The sequence below is a fragment of the Peribacillus phoenicis genome (assembly GCF_047238085.1).
Classification (GTDB): Bacteria; Bacillota; Bacilli; order Bacillales; family DSM-1321; genus Peribacillus.
Genome location: NZ_JBDFMF010000001.1, coordinates 2,922,695 through 2,940,986 on the forward strand (window position 1 = coordinate 2,922,695; position 18,292 = coordinate 2,940,986).

Consider the following 18,292-nt stretch of genomic DNA (forward strand, 5'->3'; position numbering starts at 1 on the left):
TATAACATTATGTTAAGAATTGAAGCCATTTGTGTTCTGGTTCGTGCAATTGTATAGCATAATAAAGCCATTTTTTCCTCTGATTATTTAGATTGTCTATTGTCGCCATAAAGTCTTGATGGTCTTTTTCTCTTGTGTTTTTTACTTTATATAAAAGTACAATTTCTGGATTTAGATAAGGAATGCCTGTATCAGAATAACTCCAAACTGACTTAAGTGGGTGAGAAATCGTTAAATCCCTTCTGAATTTCCAATCATTTTTCTTTGTTTCATTTAGAAGAACTTCTAATTTATCTCCATTTGAATCATTCACAGCGTGTATTTCGTGAATAGGTAACTCTAAAAATTCATTTTCCCAAGTGTAAAATTTACCTTTAATAACCTTTTTAAAATCCCATTCTTTAAGATATTCCTTCAGATATAATTGGTCTTCTCGAAATAGTGCAATCTCTATATCGTGATGTTGTCTTGTTTCTCTGCCGATAAAAAGATCAATTGCCCAACCACCGGCAAAGAACCACGTTTTATTAAACCCTGACATTAAAGAAGTAATGCTATGACATTGCTCAAATGACATATGAATCCCCCAGACTAAAAAACTTATATCCTTATCTATTCTTTTTCTATTTTGAAAAACCTCTATACTGAATCCTTATGCAACTAACCTGCCCCGTTAGTTGCATAAGAAAAAGCTGCCTTAAAGACAGATCCGATCTTCAGCTATCGCACTAGTTAGTTAAAGTGAGTGACATCACAAACAGAATATTAATTCATCTTAACAATATTTTATTTTATTAGGCTATGTTAAAAACTTTGGTTGAATGAAAAAACGCAAAAGATTTGGTTAATTTTAAATTTTAATGGTGGTAGTAAATATTCTATTAGCTATTTTTAAATTTGAAAACGTATATTAGCAAAGCAGAATTCGTTTCTGTGATAAGAAAAAAGTGTAACAACTTGTTTATATTTCAAGTTATCAAATCATACAAAATTAATCCTTTTTTGAACTTAATCTTTCTAACTTTTTTTTATTAATGATATAATATTTCCTTCCTTTTTTTTCTAATAATCCTTCTTCATGGAATTGGTTAAGTGTGTATAATAAATGTCGATAGCTTACCCCCACGTATTCTGCTGTTTCGGTATGCTTCTCTTGAAAGCATCCATCGTTTTCTATTTGAAGAATATATTTGGCCAATCGATTTTTGAATTCATAATCCTGCATATCTGTGTAATGATCCGTTCTTTTAAGTAATTTATCACCTAAATATTTTGATAAATTATGGAGGAAACGATTGTCATTTAACAGATGCTCTTTCGATGAAGCCAATGGAACCGCTAAGCAAGTGCAGTCATTTATAGCCACAACATCTTTTAAATTCTTTTCCACCTCAATCAAGGATAATTCACCAATAAAATCATCTTTCTTTAGAAACTGAATCAGCGCACGTTTTCCATTTTCGTGTACTATATATATTTTTGCCCGCCCATCCAATAATAAAAATAAGTACTGAATATCTTCATCAAAGCGCACTATATATTCATTAGAAGAAAACTTACAAATAAAAGCCTGATGTAAAACTGCTTTCGGAAAAGTTTCTTGAATATCATTATATATATCCACAAAATTTTCAGCGTAATCCTTCAAATTGATTTTTTCCATTTTATCACCTCAATATGAGATATCTCCTATTATTATATTGTTCCTTTCGATATATTACTACCAAGAGGTGGATAGGAATGAACAAATACAAACATATTATTTTTGACTTAGATGATACGATACTTGATTTTCAAGATTCAGAAGAAAAGGCTTTAAAACAAATTATTACCCTGTACGAGTTGCCCTATAACAAACAAACAATTGCATGTTATAAGCGCATTAATGATGGATTATGGCATCAATTAGAGGAAGGCTTGATTTCTCGTGAAGAAGTGCTGACAACGCGTTTTTCACTTTTTTTGAAGGAATTTCAAATAGATGAAAACGGAGCAAAAGTTGAAGCTATGTACCGTGAGCATTTAAACCAAGGACATAAGGCCATCACCCATGCACATGAATTATTAAATGCTTTAAGTAAGCAAGATTATAAATTATATATTGGAACAAACGGTGTAGGAAAGACTCAAAGAAAAAGATTAGGAGGTGCCAAGCTACAAGGATATTTTGAACAACTTTTTATCTCCGAAGAAATTGGTTATGAAAAACCGAATCCCCATTTCTTTTACTATATTTTTGATGCCCTGCATACAAGCAGTAAAGAAGAATTTTTAATGATAGGTGATCGTTTAACATCCGATATTCAAGGAGCTATCAATGTCGGAATTGATTGTGTATGGTTTAACCCTAAGAGAAGCATGCCTAAATCATGTTCACCTAAGAGCACTTATACGATACCAAATTTAATGGAAATAATGGACTTATTAAAGGAATAATCATGAAAAAAGTAATTCAATCGATTCTACTCTATATAGTAAGTGCTATTGGCATTAGTCTTACATTAAAAGCTGATGTTGGTGTCAGCAGTTTTAATGCGATGAATTTATCAATATCTGAATGGACTTCCATCAAAGTTGGCACAATTACATTCATTGCAAATCTCATTTTTCTATTCGGTTATATCTGCCTATGCGAAAAAAAGGATTTTAGAAAATTTACTTTGATGTTCATTTCCAGCTTGTTCTTTGGAATGGTTATTAATTTTTTCCTCTATACTATTTTCGGTACGATTTACGTAGAGAATTATTTAGTAAGAATCGGACTATTTATTTTCGGTGCGATACTAGCCGGTGGAACAACAGGCATTATTTTATCATTAGATATTATTCCTTTTCCTATTGAAAGTTTATGTTTACGAATAGCTGAATTAACAAAACGCCCTTTCTCTCAATACAGATATTGTGTCGATTTATTCTCCATTATTCTATCAATAACAATATCACTACTATACAATTTACCAATCAATATTCGTGAAGGAACGATTATCAGCTTCTTCTTATTGTCCGGCATTATTTCATATACACGATTGAAATTTAAAAACTATCAACAGAAACCACAAACTCAATAAATAGCATAACTAAAAAATAACCTCTTACGGTTGAGAATCCAAAGAGGTTATTTTTATCAAACTTTAATATAAATTATCCGAACTTTATTCTAAATGATCAATCCTTTTTGTAACACTACAGTTACACTAACCTGCCCCGTTAGTTTAAGTACATTCTTTCACAATCTCTATAATTTTTTAACATAAATATCAAAAAACCATCTATGAAAAACTAAAGAGGTAATGTGATTTTAATCAAACTTTTTTACAAATTATCAATCTTTTATATATAAATATAATTATCAAACTTTATTACAGAGCAACACCAGTGAATCAAAATCTACTGAAAAGTGGGCTTCAGCTAGTAAGATGCCTAGGATTGGAGAGTATCGAGGGTACTCATTTAACCCTTGGAGGAATATGAATAGGAAAAAAGTAAACAGGTCACTTAGTGGTATTTATCACCATCAAGTGACCTGTTTTTAAACTATGTTGGCTGCACCTCATACTCATCAAGCTAATATTTTGAAGTACACCCAAAATGAAAATTTTATATCTCTACAGTTATTTATGAGAATTCAGCTCATTTATTTCGTTTTGGGGAACAAGGGATTTCTTACCTTGATGGCTATGGGGTAGCATCAGGGGGTTAAGCTGTTCTAGGAAGTGGATATCGTTGGTGTAGCAACGATAAATGTGTTAAGACAAGTTGTACGAGACACTAGTAAGCCTTGTTTCACGTAATATTGACTCCATATCAATAGGCTAGACCCTATTGATACAAGGGGTTCTATCTTAACGTTATAAATTGTCAAAATCCTAACGTGACCCCTACATAAAGTTTAGTGAAAATAGATTTAAAATGACCTAAGATACTTGACTGCCGTCTCAGCATATATCTCGGCAGATTCTACTAAGTTCTCCACTGAAACCCGCTCATCGTACCCATGGATAGTGTGTTCCAGCCCAGGACCGTAAAGGACGGTATCAATGCCATGGCGCCGGAAGTGACTGGCATCACTTGAACCAAGCAAAAGTACGCTGAATACGGGTTCCTCCATTCCTAGGACACGCTGGATTCCCAGTTCTATGGCCCTCACAATTGGACGATTCTCTAAGGTCCAGTTCGGGTTAGTACAGGGTACCATTGGCTCTACAACCGCACCTGGCGCTACAGCACTAACAAGATTCCTAGCGACATCAAGTACAAACTCGGGCTTCATACCGAATGGAACCCGGGTATCCACTTTAATGATACACTTGTCTGCGACGACGTTCACATTTGTTCCGCCCTGGATTACACCTGGATTGTAAGAGGGACGATAAAGTAACTGTGACAGTAAGGGATTTCCTAGACTCTGAGATAGGAGCCACTCAGTATTGTACAAAAGTTGACAAGGCTCTGCCGGAGGCGTTGCCTTAAGTTCCCATAGCTTGGTTAGTGCTTCGACCGCGGCTGCCCCTCTTCGTATGGCGGAGATTCCATAAAGCGGTTGTAGGCTGCCATGATCTGTCTGACCTGGTATGATCACCTGCATCCATGCCTTGCCCTTTTCACCGGCATTCGGATGGTGGGGGTCCGACGGTTCACCAATCAGACAAGCATCACCCTTAATCAATCCTTGATCCAGGAGCGAGGCCACCTCAATTCCGCCAGTCTCTTCATCCGGAGAGGCAATAACTCCTAAGCTACCTTTCAAATTAAGAGTAGGGGCGAACTCCTGAAGTAGTCCAGCCACAAAAATCAGTGATGCCAAGCCTCCTTTCATATCGGAGGCTCCCCTACCCAAAAGCATACCTGCTCTGACTTCTCCTGAGAAAGGATCGAAGGTCCAATGTGAACAATCGCCTGCAGGTACGACATCTGTATGTCCACAAAATAGGAGCCGTGGACCAGGTACCCTGGTTAAGTGAGCATCACAGACCACGGTAACCAGCGCATTTTCGCTACGGCGGTGCTCGGTAATCAAGAACCCTTTTGCTGCTAGGTATCGGCTAATATGGCGTCCCATTTCTGCTGACCGCTTCTTAAACTCGGGCGATGGATTTTCAGATGGAATTCGAATAAATGAAGCAGCAAGTTCGACTAATTCCTGTTGCCTTGACCTTATCAGCTGCCGGATTAATCTGGTACTCATATAAATACATCCCCTCCATGTCCGGCATTAGCCGCATTATTTCTATACTATTCTATGTGCTGTTCCTAGATCATATTTCTGGGGATAAAGGTAGGGAAACATTTGATACGTGTTAATTAAAGTCGCGTTCAATGCTATAGTTAAACTTAATAAGCCAAAGATGCATAAAGAAAAAGCTGCCTTAAAGACAGCTCTGATCTTAAGCTAACACACCTGTTAGTTCATTAAGAAAAGCGATTCTTATTAAAGAATTGCGCCCCGTTTGTTGAACAAGGTTTCAATTAATATCCCCTAAATAAACTGGAGACTTTTGATTATTAAAATGATTTATTATATATTTTCTTAATTCTTTGGGATATATCCTATATTGAAGTAAATCATTAATATGTATCCATTCTATCCCTACTTGGCAGCTATCTGGATTGGTAGGTGTTTTATAATTTTTCTCATTTACTAGGCTGCAAACAAAATAATATTCGACTTCGTGAACATTAAAATCGAATGAAGAATGCTCGTGGTTTTTTCCTATATACTCACGAATATGAAGCAGCTCTCCGATTTCTACTTCTTTTCCAACCTCTTCAATACACTCTCTTAATAATGCGTTATGAATGGTTTCACCGTGTTCTTGTCCACCGCCAGGGAAAAGATAAAAATATCCCTCAACATCTTGATTTTTTGTTAATAAAATCTTATCTCCACTAATTATAATAGCTTTTGCTGAGTTTCTAATACTCATATGTACCCCTTCTATATATCCCTACATTTTACTATATAATAACTTAAAGCTTATTTAATTATCAGGCCCAATTGTTGAACAAAAAGATCAAACAGCACTGTTGAACTAACCTGCCTTTATCTTTACTTCAAAAAGGGAGCTGCCAAAGCAACTCCCTTTTTGAAGTAAAGCACCCGTTAAGGATTAAGATTCTATATTATAAATTTGTTTATTAACATTCACCCTGAAAATTGTAAGGTGACGAGGACTTTAGTAATCTTTCTACTCCATCTCTATGGTAAGGCATTAAGTTATTAGCAGTATTTATGTCCACCCATTTAATCTCAGCAATTTCATTCTTGTCTTTAATTGTAATTTCTCCGCCAATAACTTTTGTTCCAAATGTAATCATTAAACCGTGATGTCCTTGCTTTGAAAAAAATGCCTCATTAACCGCAATAATACTTCCTACTTCAATTACTAAACCTGTTTCTTCTCTTGTTTCCCGAATAACAGCTTGTTCTAAGGTTTCTCCTATTTCAACTGCCCCACCTGGCAGTGACCAAGTTGAATGCTGATTATTAACCATTAATACTTTTTCTGTTATTTCGTCATAAATTAACGCATATACAACATCTACTCTCTTCACACCATACCACCTCTTAATTTTCTAATATATATTTTAACACTTTGCTTCAATACACTGCTTTATTGAACAAACCTGCCCCTTTAGTTGCATAAGAAAAAGCTGCCATAAAGACAGCTCCGATCTTCAGCCTATTAGTTCTATAAGAAAGCGAACCTTATTCAAGAATCGCGCTCGATTACTGAAGAGCGAATATAGAACCTTGGTATCAAATGGCCTTGTCATTTATTTATGATACGGTTCACCGCACCTATTCAAGCAGTGATTTTTTAAAAACTGTCAGCCTTTTAAATTTACACTTCTATTTTAAATCGACGCTGCCGAGGAAGCAGCTGCTTGATCAGCCTTCACACAATCAATTGCAACAACGAGTGCAATAATAATGGTTTCCATCTCTTCATCTATTATTTGAACCTTGTAGCTATCGCCCCAAGTGAACCACTCCTTGCCCACTTTACCTACGATTTTACCATGCTGTAAAACTTGAAAATCCATATCCCACCAATTACCATGTACTTCAATGCCTGCCGCATCAATTGTATATCGTGCTTTAAAGAAGGAAAATTCCTTCTTTATTGTTAATACCTCTCGACCATTCACCTCAACCAAAAACTTTGGTAAAAAGCTGAACACCTTTTTCGTAATGAGTGCTACTTCATCTCTTGCTGTATTCATAATGGAGAAAGTCTTTGGAACTTGCATAAAACTTCCCTCCACGTAATATATATCCTTCTCCTGCTGATCCTTTACTGTAAATTTCCCGCTAAGACTGAATACCTTCTGCTTTATATAAAGCTGTCTCATACTTATGCCTCCCAACCTTAAGTCTTTTATTTACTTACGTTTGAAATGGGCATTGATTCCAATCTTATGCATTAAATTCCAAATAATAGCTCACTCAAAAGCGCGTTCTTTTCGGTTCACCGCTACTTATCCTTAACTAATTTACCTTTTGTAAAGTCAGCAATTCTTCCTTCGCAATCTGGCCCAATTGTTGAACAACTCCTTATTTACTCTTGAACTATCCTGCCCCTTTAGTTCCATAAAGAAAAAGCTGCCTTAAAGACAGCTCCGATCTTCAGCTAACGCACCCGTTAGTTGAAGATGAAAAAAGCAATTTATCACAGATTATTAAATTCAGGAGACTTCATTAATCTTTGGAAAAATTCGTTTTTGGCTTCCCTGTATTCATCCATCTTTTTGCCTTCATACTTCCTCTTTAGCTCATCATATTCCATCCTGTAAGCATCACTTCGTAATAAAACATCTCTGAACTTCCAAATATAATCATATTCAGAATCAATGACACTTAATTGTACTCCTAAAGGAGGAATTTTTGTATCGTCTTTAAATGACCTGAAGAATGAAGTTTTTACACTGCCATCATTAAGTTCATATAATTGTGAAAGTGCTTGTACGGCTTTAGAGAAGTGTTCAGGAATTACACGCACTTGTATATCTAAATCACCCTTTGTAAGGCAATTAGGTATAGCTGTACTTCTTATGTGCTGGATATCAGCTTCTGCCAGAAGTTCTTTAATTATTTTTTTATGCACTAAGAAAGCTTTCTCCACTTCTCTATTACTTGCGACTTAGAAAGCGATATGAATTTAGTTTGTAACCTAAAATTTCAAAAAACAGCTCATCCTTTAAAGTTTGAGCTGTTTTTGGATTTCTATCTATTGATTGTTGAAATTATTTCTGTGAAGTAGTATTGGAGAGGTACACTGATAATATTGAGTATTTATAGTGGGAATGGGAATGGTATTGGAGTTGGATAAGCATGTATGTTTTATTACATATTTCATATAGGATTTTCACTAGACTTAGAGCTTAGAAATAGTGAAAAAATTAAGCACGAGGCGCTGGCCGATAAAAAGAAGAGAGCATCTGTAAACTACACAGCTGCCCTCCTGATTTTCTCCAAGATCCATTATTAATCTCGTAATTCTGTACAATGAAATATTTAATCTACCGGACGGTCATCAAAATCATAGTCTACCGGGCCAGGAGCTACACGTGCATTTGTTAATGCCGGAGTTTCCGGACGGGCAATTTGATACACACTGGCACCGACAATTTCAGCTGCTTGCTGCAATTTTTCTTTCGATATCTTATCCAGTGTATCTGTAGGCTGGTGATACCAAGGCTCTACAGGGGAATGGATAAACAAGGCGGATGGAATGCCAAGCTCATGGAATGGTTGATGGTCACTCCTGCCCAGCTGTCCATAAGGAATCGCAACATCCATCGTTCTGGCCCCTGCTGAGGAACCCAAGTCCGTCACAAGGTTTTTCATTCCATCAATGGTATACATAATCAAACCACCTGCAGGATTATCCTCGCCAGCATCACGTCCGCCTATCATATCCATTTGGAAGTGAGCCACCATGCGGTCTACATCCTCTTTGGGAAGGGAATCTGCATAGAAGGATGATCCAACGAGCCCTCTTTCCTCAGATCCGAACGTGAGGAAGCGAATTTCAGTGTCAATTGGCGTTTTGGCCAGGATCCTTGCCAGTTCCAGGACAGCTGATACACCCGAAGCATCATCGTTTGCACCAGGGCCGCCCGGGACAGAGTCATGATGGGCTCCAACAGTCACGATTTGACCATTATCCTTATTGGCTTTTGGTTTTAGGGAAGCGATGACATTGTAGGATGTCTTTTCGATTCTTTCAGCTTTTCCCACTTCCAGAGTGGACGTGATTTGTTTAGTTTTAAGCTGTTCGACCAACTCTAACCCTTGGGCTTGGGTAATGGCTACAGCAGGTATATTTTGCCCCGCTGATACTTGTCCGAAATTATTTCCTGATGGTGAGTTGTTGTACATTAAAACGCCAACCGCTCCTTTATTTAGGACATTCTGAACCTTTTCAACAAAGGTAATGTCCCCACGTTCAACTAGTGCAATTTTCCCAGATACATTTTCTCCAACTTCCTCTGGCTTTGCTTTTCCAACATTAACAAGTTCGGCCGTTACCTTCCCGCTGATACTGCCGCTAATGGCACGCGGTGTTCCCCCTAAATCACTGTCACCAATTTTCACTTTTACATTTTGCACCGTATCATAGATGGGAAAAGGCTGAATCTTTGTTTCAAAACCAAGACTCTTAAACTGACTTTCTATGTATTTGACTGCACGGAGCTCCCCTTCTGTACCAGCAGCCCTCGGTTGCTCTGATAGATAGGCAATCGTATTATACATTTTGTCCGCACTAATTTTTTTGATAACTTTGTTATCAAAAGCTGTGTCAGACTGGGCATTTGTTGCCCCGTTTGTTTGTGCAAATACTGTACCAGTTGATAGAACCATACCCGCAGCTAATAGTACAGTTAGTGATTTTCTATACATATATTCCCTCCTTATTCATAATATTCCTAATTATGTATTTAACTGAATAGTTTGTAAATGAGTCATTAGTCTTTAAATTCCAACTATCAATCGGTGTCTGACACCCGCTCTCTTTGAATCGAACGATTTTTCTCTTTCCCATTAAAATTCTATATTGATTCATATTTAATCATATCATTTAAAACTTTTCGTTGTCGGAAGAGATTGAAGTTCATCTTAAACTAAACCGCCCCGTTAGTTCCATAAGGGGTCTTGCCACATGCCCATCAAGTTAAAATTTCTTTATAACCCAAAACGAAAAAAGCTATCTTCAGCAGCATTTACAGAAAGAATAGCTTATTTTTTCGTTTTGGGTATAATCCTTTTTCTTAGCTTGATGGCGATAGGCGGTACCCAAATAAACAGACAAATTTATCTGAAAACTTCTTCGTTTTTTGGTTTAAAATAGGAATAATGTAAGATAAATCTATTTTTCTTGTATGATAAAGTAGAATAGTAGGAAAATGAATCGAAGGATGTGGTATTATTTTATGTTAAATGTAAAAAAAATGTCGTTTGTTGTTTTTATTTGTTTCATGTTTTTTATACCAAATTCAATCTTTGCTCAAGAAATTTTACACAATGGAAGTCAAGGACAAGCAGTTTATGACTTACAAGAAAATTTAAAGAAAATGGGTTACTTTAACAGTCAACCAACAGGGTATTATGGTTCAATTACTGATCATGCAGTGAAACAACTTCAACTAGATTCTGGACTATTACCAGATGGAGTTTTTGGATTCCAAACACAACAAAAATTAAATAGTATTGAAATGATGGCCAGGGTTGTTCATGGAGAAGCTCGAGGAGAAACTTATAAAGGAAAAGTAGCTGTCGCTGCAGTAATTTTGAACCGAATGTCAACGCCAGGTTTTCCTAAAAATACTTACGATGTTATTTTCCAGACAAATGCTTTTACAGCTGTACATGATGGGCAATATTATTTGACCCCAAATAGCTATTCTTATCGAGCTGTTATTGATGCATTACAAGGTTGGGATCCTACTCATGGTTCTGTTTATTATTATAATCCGTTCTCGGCAACAGATGAATGGATTTTCACTAGGGAAACAGTCATTAGAATAGGCAACCACTTATTTGCAAAGTAAAACTAATATCATACATATTGAGGAATGATATTTTTATAGTTTCGAATTATAAATATCCCATTAACTATGTAGTGGGGTATAGTCGAAAGGTCGGGCAGTAGTTGCCCGACCTTTTTGGCGGTACCCCCATTAAAAAAAGCTGCCTTAAAGACAGCTCCTATCTTCAGCTAACGCACCCGTTAGTTGAAGATAGGAGCTGACAAAACAAACCGTGAAACAAAAAAAACCTCTATTAATTAGAGGTTTTTTTAGAACTATCTTGCATAACTTTATCAATAGCTGAGATAGCAGATTCTATATCGTCACAGGTTTCGATAATTTTTGTATCCAAATGTGTTAATTCATAACAATTATTGTCATAGCATACAGACATTAACGGTATACCATTTTTGTTTTTGAAAGTTAATGTTATTTCACAGTTATTATACTGGTTTAAGGTTTCTAACATTGTTTTAATGTGGTCTAAGGACATATCGTCTTAGTCTCCCTTCTATTACAGAGGGAAGATGACTAAGAGAAGTCTGGAGGTGCCCCATATAATTCTAATTTTAACTCTAATTAACTATAACATACTAATGATTAAAAGTATTGTTATTCGATGTAGCTATACAGTACGAATACATCACAATTGTAACAAACCTGCCCTTTAAGTGCATTAAGAAATCCTGTATGGAAACAAATAAAACAATTAAAGAGCTAACAATGCTCATATATCCCACAAAGCCTTTTCTGTCTTTTTGAAGTTCTGCTAAACCTATTACCAATATAAGTGTCCCTAAGAAAAACATACAATACGGCATTAAATCGGTTTTAGATTCAGTTATTAGTCTATAACTTGATAGAACAATAACAACTATTGCTAAGATAATTCTAACCATATAATCCCCCAATTATTTTTTTCATTAAAACACCCTTTATTTAATTGTAACATAATGGATAATTCAATTTGCCTCATAATTCGAATAAACTACGCTACTTAAACTACCCTTTCCCCTTTAGTTGCATAACAAAAAGGTTGCTTCAGCAACCTCCCTTATTGAAGTAAAGCACCCGTTAGTTTAAGTACAAAACTTCGCATACTTTTTGCAGTTAAATTACCCTTTGCTTATAAACAATATTAAGTACTTTTCCCTTGGTTCAAAAGAAAAAGCTCTAGGAACCGCCTTCAACTATCTTTGCAAAGTCATCAAGAGTAGTTGAATACTTGATATAAATTCGTGGTAAAAGATAAAGTTCGTCTTTAATGCCCTTCTCAGAAAATAGTTCAGGAGTTGTCGTAAGTCCAAACAAATAATATTTCTTCGTTTCTTCTACGACCTTGCCATTGAAATTTCCGTATGGATACGCAAGAGCATTTACTGGTTTGCCTGTTATTTTTTGAATTTTATCTTTGGACCCTTTCAGTTCATATTCATAATTTTTTATTTCCGTCAAATCAGGATGTGTAGCAGTATGAGACTGGATTGAGATTATACCCGAATCAGCCATCATTTTTAAATCCGATTTCGATAATCGGTTTGAACGACCGATAAAGTCAGAAATAACAAAAATGGTACCACTTGGTTTAAAACGTTCGTTTTCAAGTTTTTGAAAGATAGCAAATGCATTCAGATTGTTTTTGTATCCGTCATCAAAAGTAATGAAAATGGGTTTATTTTCTTTATCAATATCTTGCCAACGATCAAAAGTTAATAATGTGTAGCCATGGTCTTTTAAATAAATCATTTGTTTCTGGAAATTATCAGGAGTTACATATAGCTCCTTAGAACCCTGCCCAGTAAACTCGTCAATCGAATGATAAATTAAAATAGGTACTTTTCGTTGAGCAAAAACTTGTGATGGAAGAATTAAGATAAGAAGACATAGGAAAAACATTACAACCTTTTTCATAAAATTCCTCGCTTTGCATCCTTTTTATATCTTTACAATTTATTGTGCCTCAAAAGCATAATTCTATTATGATTTCTCCCATATTTGATTCTATCTCCCATTGATCATCAATGGTGACTTTCCTTGAAATAAGCTACTTTAATTGTTTATTCATTCCCCACTGGAAGTACAACAGTAAATGGTTTTAATTCCTTAGCTGGGACCAAGCTTGAAAAATCAAATAGCAACATTGTATTTTCCAGCTTAAAATTCTCATTCCTTTCTTCTCCGTTTAAGTTAAAGGTAGATTGGTAGTGTACTGTTGCCTTATCAATCATTTTTACTTTATTAAAGGGAATACCGTGGTTTTTAGGAGGCCATGGATTTTCCGGGTCGATCTTAGTTAAATATTCCTTATCAACCAACCAGAAAAGGTATTTCAAATTTTGGTTAATTATTTCAAGTTTACCTTTACTCAAATTTTTCGGAAGCCCTGTAAGTTGATAATCTATTACCAATTTCCCACCTTTTTGAGTAACATCATTTGCCTGCAGGCCTAAATTGAACCGTGTGCTTTTTAAGGTGAAAGATTTAATATTTTTTCTTGTTGAATTGGAATATCAAAATTCCATTCACCTTTTATCCCGTTGATATTATGAATCGTTATGGGAAGAGTAGAATTCTCCTTAAATGATTTATAAGGATATACCATTTTCCATTGAAAGTTATATCCATTTTCCACTTTCTTAATGTCATTTGACTTTCCATTTAGCCAAGGGGTCATGATCTCCTTTATTGTGTTCAAAGTTTACATCAAAGCTTACTTCTCCTTTTTCGTTATACACCTCTTCAACATCTTCATCTACAAATCCTGTAATTGATACTACATTGCCATCAAAGTAAGCGCTGGTCAGTTTTACAGTTACCCCATTTTTAAATTCTCTCTCAGCTGTTGAATTGCATCAATCAGCAATAATGATTCTTCAATGTTTGGATTTACCTGACCCGGCAGGTTTGACAATATCTCATCACTCAAAGGAACAACATTGCTTTTTCTCTTTAGGACATGCCCCGAACATCGTATGACAATCCTGGTGAGCCAGGTCATAAAATACTCCGGATTTTTTAACGAATGGATAGATGTAAAGGCCTGATAAGTTGCTTCTTGGACAACATCCAACGCATCTTCTTCGTTATGTACATAAAGATAGGCAGTACGGTAGATTCTTTCATAATGTTGTTGAACTAACTTTTCAAAGGCGCTTTTATTACCTTTGATTGCTTTTTTAACTAGCCGGTGGCTTTCTATTTCCATCTTATTTGACCCCCTTTACTAATTAGTGGAATCTATACTCAAAAAAGTTTCAAAAAGTTAAAGTATTTTAAGAAAAAGCATAACATGCAAATAAAAAACTAAGAAAAAAAAATAAACAGAAACCGCTTTGCGATTTCTGCTTTTTTAAACTGTTGCTTTTTTTTGATAGCTTTTGAATTTGTTGAGTGTATTATGCGACTCAAAGGTGTTGTGAGTTTACACTTTATTCTACAAAATCGCTTATTGTAGATATGACACAAACTACATAAAAAAAAACTGATTTACCGTCTAATGAATTGTATAAGATTTTTTTGGTTTCATTACCTGTAGCTATTTTAGGATTTAGGAATTATTTTTTGTCCTGTAAATAATTAGACTGTTTATAAGTTGTGTAATGGCTCCTAACCCTAAATAAACAAAACCTGATATGGAAACAGCCATTCCTTCAAAACCTCCTACAACTAAAGGGCCAGATACGATACTAATAATGCCTAAAAAGATGAAAATAAGTGGACAAACAATTGCTATTCCTTTTTTGTTCTTTCTAAGAGCTATTACAAAAGTAACTAGAAGTATAAAGGTAATCCCGTAGCTTGCATAAGGAGAGAATAAAATATCCATTAAATCACCTCGTTCATAACAACAGTTTAAAAACCTATTTTACCATAAAAATCCAATAATTAGATTTAAATATCATTTTTCTATTCTCATTGTTCAGTATTTATTGCACAGTTTGAATACAATTTGCTTGTTGAACTATCCTGCCGCTTAAGTTCCATAAGAAAAAGCTGCCTTAAAGACAGCTCCATCTTCAGCTAACGCACCCCTTAGTTCATTAAGATTTATTGTAGAGTTGATATAAATAGTGCAGTAAGGATAATGCCAAAAGAGAAAAAGATTAATTTTTCTCATCCTTTTCAAGTAAATCAATAATTCTATTGTAAATTCGTTTTATCGATATTCTTATGGAACTATCCTGACCCGATAATTCCATATGCAAAAGCAACTCCCTTATTCAAGTAAAGCACCTATTAGTTCAACAAGATTAGCTTATTATTTATTCACCCTCATCAATCTCATCTTCAAATTCAGAATTCGATACAATAAATTCTTTTAAGCTAGAAGCTAATTCTTCTAATTCTTCGGTTTCGTGATACCAAATATAAATTTTACCATCCATTACCGTATCAACAATCCGAAAACATAATATGTCCCCTGTACCATCTTCACCAATAGATATTAGGTCATCAGCCATTCTTTCATCTCTCACATCTTGATTTTGTCTTACAATATCATCCCAGGTTCTCTTTAAGTTTTTGGAGTCTTTAATAGGAAACAGAGTCCATACATCAATCTGAGCATTGTTAGATAGTTTAAAAAGTTCTTTGAATTGTTTGGGAAATACAACTCTTAATTGTTCTTCTGCTGATTTTATATCTACATCCGTAACACCAGGTTTTCTTGTGTCAATCAAATCGATTACATCATTCATTTAATACGTACCATCCCTTCAAATTCTTTTACATAAAACTTCTTGATTTTTCTTCAAAAACCTTATTCAGCTATCCTGACCCGATATTCCATAAGAAAATGAGCTGCCAATTTCAAGAATATGAGATTTATTAGGAAAACTTGGAATTTAAGTTGTTGTATATTAAGATAGTATATGATGAATATTTTCCATATATAGGAGGAGACATATGAAAAAGAAAATTCTTCATACGGTACTTTCGATTGCAGTAGGAGCAGGGATACTATCCGTTGGTGGTGTTCCTGCCCAAGCTAAGAGTCAAAATCAGGAGATGAATGACACATACGCAATAGCTTTTAAAAGTGGATTACCAGAGAATTATCAAGAGGTAATACGGAAAGCTGGTGGTAAAGTAACCAAAGTTCTTCCCGAAGTTGGAGGAATAGAAGCTCAATCTGACGAGCCTTCTTTTCTTAAAAACCTAAAAAGTAATTCTTCAATAGAAGCTGCTAACAGAGAAATTCCCCTAACCTTAAACAAAACGGCAGTCAGCCCTTATAACTATGAGTCTAGTATCATCAGCCAGCAAAATTCAGAGAGTTATTGGGACTCCCAATGGGATATTCAAAGGGTGACCAATGACGGGAAATCATATGATTTAGAAACAGGCGGATATAAAAATAAAGATGGTAGCATTACTCATAAAGCAGTGGTGGGAGTGATTGATACTGGAATTGATGAGTCTCATCCTGACTTAAAGAATAATATAATAGGTGGACGTAATCTTGTTCCTGCTGGAATGGATGAATCTGAAACAGGTGATCCCACTGATATAAAAGATCGCAATGGGCACGGTACTCACGTTGCCGGAATCATTGGAGCAAATGGTAAAGTAAACGGTGTAGGACCAGATTTAGGAATCCGATCCTATCGCGTATTATACTCAGAGCAAGCCCTTGGATTACCAACTTGGATTATAGATGGTATTATTGCAGCAACAAATGACAAGGTAGATGTTATTAATATGTCTCTTCGTTTCTATAATAATACCAAAATGACAATTGAGGGAGAAAGTTATAAATCAGTCGCTGAAACGTTACTTTGGAAGAGAGCAATTCAATATGCAGTAAAGAATGGAGTAACTGTAGTAGCCGGTAGTGGTAATGAAAGTTTAAATTTAGATGACAAGAAGGAAGTAAACGAATTTTTAAATAAAATGTATGAACCATATGGAATGAGCGTGAAAGGGCCTGCAACTGTGGTACCAGCACAAATGCCAGGAGTTATTAATGTGTCTGCCTCCACAAAATGGTCCACTCAACAGCTTGCTTTCTACTCTAATTATGGAAACAGTGCTATTGACGTGGCAGCTCCTGGAGGAGATTACGGGCCTAAATATGCAGAAACCAATGATCCTGCGACGGCTGATCCTAGTAACTTAATCCTAAGTACTTGGCCTACCTATTTAGGTACTCCATATGAGTTTAATGCTGGCACTTCTATGGCCACTCCTCAAGTAGCTGGAATTGCAGGAGTTATTAAGTCAGCTCATCCGGAGTATAAACCTGCCCAAGTAACCGCACGTATTAAGCAAACAGCTATTGATTATGGAAAGAATGGACAAGATGCTTTTTTTGGTTCAGGAGAAGCAAATGCTTATAGAGCATTAGAAAATATAAAGAAGTAGCTTATGTTTCTAAATAAGATGAAATATTAAAAGTACAAGGAAAGATTCTTGATCAGAATCTGTAACACGAACAGTAATTAGGGAAAATATATCCATAACAGAAAAAGGCTTCTTTGCTCAACAAAGAAACTATATGCCCGAAAAGCAGAAACACATAAAATGCGTGAAGCCATATTCTAATTAACACAACTCACCAGTTAAAATTCATTCCCAACTTAATTGTTGGGATTTTTTTGTTTTATCTTAATTACAATTTCTAGTCCAAGTAAAAAAACATTTTCCATAAGAAAAAGGCTGCCTTAAAGACAGCTCCGTTCTTCAGCTAACGCACCCGTTACCTGAAGAAATACATTGTATAAAACTATCACATTGCACTTCCCAGCATAATAAGTCCAATAAATCCATATACAACTGTAACTCCCAAACCATACAAAACTAAGTTATCTTTTTTAACTAGTCTGATCAGTTCAAAGAAAGAAATTACAATCCGTATAACCAACAACAGTCCAAATATACATAAAAACGACATCCCGATAGTCATTGGAATCTCTGTCACTAACCTCATACCATCTGACTCATCATTTGAGATTACCCCGATCCCCATTCCAATATAAATCCACAAAAATGATCTCAATATCAATGTAAAGAATAAAATGTAGTAACGCTGAACATTAGGTGCTAAAGAAGAATCCACAGACGTTATCCATTTTATAAAATACTTGATACATAACCTACACGAAATAATAGGATGTAACCACGCAAATATATAACCTGTTTCATCGTCCTTAACATAAGAATTCTTTCCAAATGTCATTTTAATTATATTTGATTCGTTTTTCTTCTTTTTCATCTTCAACAACCAATCTAATAGTCATAGTATAATTCGATATTCTTCAAT

At 35.3% G+C, this 18,292-nt stretch carries 19 protein-coding genes; 4 read left to right on the forward strand and 15 right to left on the reverse strand.

Features of this window, described 5'->3' with window-relative positions:
• Nucleotides 1-7 precede the first annotated feature (7 nt).
• Together ABC374_RS14285 and yeiL are read right to left on the reverse strand one after the other, a co-directional pair.
• Entirely contained in the window at nucleotides 8-577 is a 570-nt protein-coding gene (locus ABC374_RS14285; protein ID WP_413018502.1) for a nucleotidyltransferase domain-containing protein, read from the reverse strand.
• A 414-nt stretch (nucleotides 578-991) separates the two neighbouring features.
• Nucleotides 992-1,663: a transcriptional regulator YeiL gene (yeiL, locus tag ABC374_RS14290; RefSeq protein WP_318292986.1), complete on the reverse strand. Its 672-nt coding sequence runs from the start codon at nucleotides 1,661-1,663 to the stop codon at nucleotides 992-994.
• Nucleotides 1,664-1,740: 77 nt separating this feature from the next.
• Here yeiL and ABC374_RS14295 point away from each other — a divergent pair, with 77 nt between their 5' ends.
• A complete protein-coding gene (locus ABC374_RS14295; protein WP_413018504.1) occupies nucleotides 1,741-2,436 on the forward strand; it encodes a YjjG family noncanonical pyrimidine nucleotidase in 696 nt (231 codons plus the stop codon).
• Between the two features lie 2 nt (nucleotides 2,437-2,438).
• On the forward strand, nucleotides 2,439-3,068 hold the full coding sequence (locus tag ABC374_RS14300; protein WP_095679950.1) for a YczE/YyaS/YitT family protein: 630 nt from the start codon (nucleotides 2,439-2,441) through the stop codon (nucleotides 3,066-3,068).
• Between the two features lie 836 nt (nucleotides 3,069-3,904).
• Here the strand turns inward: ABC374_RS14300 and ABC374_RS14305 are convergent.
• From ABC374_RS14305 to ABC374_RS14330, 6 genes are all read right to left on the reverse strand, one after another.
• Nucleotides 3,905-5,185 carry a M20 family metallopeptidase gene (locus tag ABC374_RS14305; protein ID WP_413018506.1) on the reverse strand — a complete coding sequence of 427 codons (1,281 nt, stop codon included), beginning with the start codon at nucleotides 5,183-5,185 and terminating at the stop codon, nucleotides 3,905-3,907.
• Nucleotides 5,186-5,462: 277 nt separating this feature from the next.
• Nucleotides 5,463-5,924 (reverse strand): NUDIX domain-containing protein, encoded by a 462-nt coding sequence (locus ABC374_RS14310; protein WP_413018508.1) that lies wholly within the window; start codon nucleotides 5,922-5,924, stop codon nucleotides 5,463-5,465.
• A 211-nt stretch (nucleotides 5,925-6,135) separates the two neighbouring features.
• Nucleotides 6,136-6,552: an NUDIX hydrolase gene (locus tag ABC374_RS14315; RefSeq protein WP_413018510.1), complete on the reverse strand. Its 417-nt coding sequence runs from the start codon at nucleotides 6,550-6,552 to the stop codon at nucleotides 6,136-6,138.
• A gap of 303 nt (nucleotides 6,553-6,855) precedes the next feature.
• Nucleotides 6,856-7,353 (reverse strand): LURP-one-related/scramblase family protein, encoded by a 498-nt coding sequence (locus ABC374_RS14320; RefSeq protein WP_305160887.1) that lies wholly within the window; start codon nucleotides 7,351-7,353, stop codon nucleotides 6,856-6,858.
• Between the two features lie 317 nt (nucleotides 7,354-7,670).
• Nucleotides 7,671-8,123: a GrpB family protein gene (locus ABC374_RS14325; RefSeq protein ID WP_413018513.1), complete on the reverse strand. Its 453-nt coding sequence runs from the start codon at nucleotides 8,121-8,123 to the stop codon at nucleotides 7,671-7,673.
• Between the two features lie 392 nt (nucleotides 8,124-8,515).
• Nucleotides 8,516-9,904 carry a M28 family peptidase gene (locus ABC374_RS14330; protein ID WP_350299197.1) on the reverse strand — a complete coding sequence of 463 codons (1,389 nt, stop codon included), beginning with the start codon at nucleotides 9,902-9,904 and terminating at the stop codon, nucleotides 8,516-8,518.
• Between the two features lie 530 nt (nucleotides 9,905-10,434).
• On the opposite strand from ABC374_RS14330, the gene ABC374_RS14335 reads away from it, so the two are divergent.
• Entirely contained in the window at nucleotides 10,435-11,052 is a 618-nt protein-coding gene (locus ABC374_RS14335) for a cell wall hydrolase (protein ID WP_350299198.1), read from the forward strand.
• A 572-nt stretch (nucleotides 11,053-11,624) separates the two neighbouring features.
• Here ABC374_RS14335 and ABC374_RS14340 read toward each other — a convergent pair.
• The 6 genes from ABC374_RS14340 to ABC374_RS14365 form a co-directional block, all read right to left on the reverse strand.
• Nucleotides 11,625-11,930, reverse strand: a complete 306-nt coding sequence (locus ABC374_RS14340) for a YczI family protein (protein WP_413018514.1) — start codon at nucleotides 11,928-11,930, stop codon at nucleotides 11,625-11,627.
• Between the two features lie 274 nt (nucleotides 11,931-12,204).
• A complete protein-coding gene (locus ABC374_RS14345; RefSeq protein WP_350299200.1) occupies nucleotides 12,205-12,942 on the reverse strand; it encodes a polysaccharide deacetylase family protein in 738 nt (245 codons plus the stop codon).
• Nucleotides 12,943-13,088: 146 nt separating this feature from the next.
• Nucleotides 13,089-13,439 carry a hypothetical protein gene (locus tag ABC374_RS14350; RefSeq protein ID WP_413018515.1) on the reverse strand — a complete coding sequence of 117 codons (351 nt, stop codon included), beginning with the start codon at nucleotides 13,437-13,439 and terminating at the stop codon, nucleotides 13,089-13,091.
• Between the two features lie 404 nt (nucleotides 13,440-13,843).
• The gene (locus ABC374_RS14355) at nucleotides 13,844-14,236 is read right to left on the reverse strand and encodes a sigma-70 family RNA polymerase sigma factor (RefSeq protein ID WP_350299202.1); all 393 of its coding nucleotides are present in this window, start codon (nucleotides 14,234-14,236) and stop codon (nucleotides 13,844-13,846) included.
• Between the two features lie 342 nt (nucleotides 14,237-14,578).
• Nucleotides 14,579-14,857: a YesK family protein gene (locus ABC374_RS14360; protein ID WP_350299203.1), complete on the reverse strand. Its 279-nt coding sequence runs from the start codon at nucleotides 14,855-14,857 to the stop codon at nucleotides 14,579-14,581.
• A 436-nt stretch (nucleotides 14,858-15,293) separates the two neighbouring features.
• The gene (locus tag ABC374_RS14365; protein WP_350299204.1) at nucleotides 15,294-15,728 is read right to left on the reverse strand and encodes an SMI1/KNR4 family protein; all 435 of its coding nucleotides are present in this window, start codon (nucleotides 15,726-15,728) and stop codon (nucleotides 15,294-15,296) included.
• A gap of 208 nt (nucleotides 15,729-15,936) precedes the next feature.
• Here ABC374_RS14365 and ABC374_RS14370 point away from each other — a divergent pair, with 208 nt between their 5' ends.
• A complete protein-coding gene (locus ABC374_RS14370; protein ID WP_413018517.1) occupies nucleotides 15,937-17,394 on the forward strand; it encodes a S8 family serine peptidase in 1,458 nt (485 codons plus the stop codon).
• A gap of 364 nt (nucleotides 17,395-17,758) precedes the next feature.
• On the opposite strand, the gene ABC374_RS14375 is transcribed toward ABC374_RS14370, so the two are convergent.
• The gene (locus tag ABC374_RS14375) at nucleotides 17,759-18,244 is read right to left on the reverse strand and encodes a hypothetical protein (protein WP_413018519.1); all 486 of its coding nucleotides are present in this window, start codon (nucleotides 18,242-18,244) and stop codon (nucleotides 17,759-17,761) included.
• Nucleotides 18,245-18,292 lie beyond the last annotated feature (48 nt).

Coding starts and splice junctions, on each gene's coding strand:
- ABC374_RS14285 (WP_413018502.1), bottom strand. CDS start 577: ATGTCATTTGAGCAATGTCATAGCATTACTTCTTTAATGTCAGGGTTT.
- yeiL (WP_318292986.1), bottom strand. CDS start 1,663: ATGGAAAAAATCAATTTGAAGGATTACGCTGAAAATTTTGTGGATATA.
- ABC374_RS14295 (WP_413018504.1), top strand. CDS start 1,741: ATGAACAAATACAAACATATTATTTTTGACTTAGATGATACGATACTT.
- ABC374_RS14300 (WP_095679950.1), top strand. CDS start 2,439: ATGAAAAAAGTAATTCAATCGATTCTACTCTATATAGTAAGTGCTATT.
- ABC374_RS14305 (WP_413018506.1), bottom strand. CDS start 5,185: ATGAGTACCAGATTAATCCGGCAGCTGATAAGGTCAAGGCAACAGGAA.
- ABC374_RS14310 (WP_413018508.1), bottom strand. CDS start 5,924: ATGAGTATTAGAAACTCAGCAAAAGCTATTATAATTAGTGGAGATAAG.
- ABC374_RS14320 (WP_305160887.1), bottom strand. CDS start 7,353: ATGAGACAGCTTTATATAAAGCAGAAGGTATTCAGTCTTAGCGGGAAA.
- ABC374_RS14330 (WP_350299197.1), bottom strand. CDS start 9,904: ATGTATAGAAAATCACTAACTGTACTATTAGCTGCGGGTATGGTTCTA.
- ABC374_RS14335 (WP_350299198.1), top strand. CDS start 10,435: ATGTTAAATGTAAAAAAAATGTCGTTTGTTGTTTTTATTTGTTTCATG.
- ABC374_RS14340 (WP_413018514.1), bottom strand. CDS start 11,930: ATGGTTAGAATTATCTTAGCAATAGTTGTTATTGTTCTATCAAGTTAT.
- ABC374_RS14345 (WP_350299200.1), bottom strand. CDS start 12,942: ATGAAAAAGGTTGTAATGTTTTTCCTATGTCTTCTTATCTTAATTCTT.
- ABC374_RS14355 (WP_350299202.1), bottom strand. CDS start 14,236: ATGGAAATAGAAAGCCACCGGCTAGTTAAAAAAGCAATCAAAGGTAAT.
- ABC374_RS14360 (WP_350299203.1), bottom strand. CDS start 14,857: ATGGATATTTTATTCTCTCCTTATGCAAGCTACGGGATTACCTTTATA.
- ABC374_RS14365 (WP_350299204.1), bottom strand. CDS start 15,728: ATGAATGATGTAATCGATTTGATTGACACAAGAAAACCTGGTGTTACG.
- ABC374_RS14370 (WP_413018517.1), top strand. CDS start 15,937: ATGAAAAAGAAAATTCTTCATACGGTACTTTCGATTGCAGTAGGAGCA.
- ABC374_RS14375 (WP_413018519.1), bottom strand. CDS start 18,244: ATGAAAAAGAAGAAAAACGAATCAAATATAATTAAAATGACATTTGGA.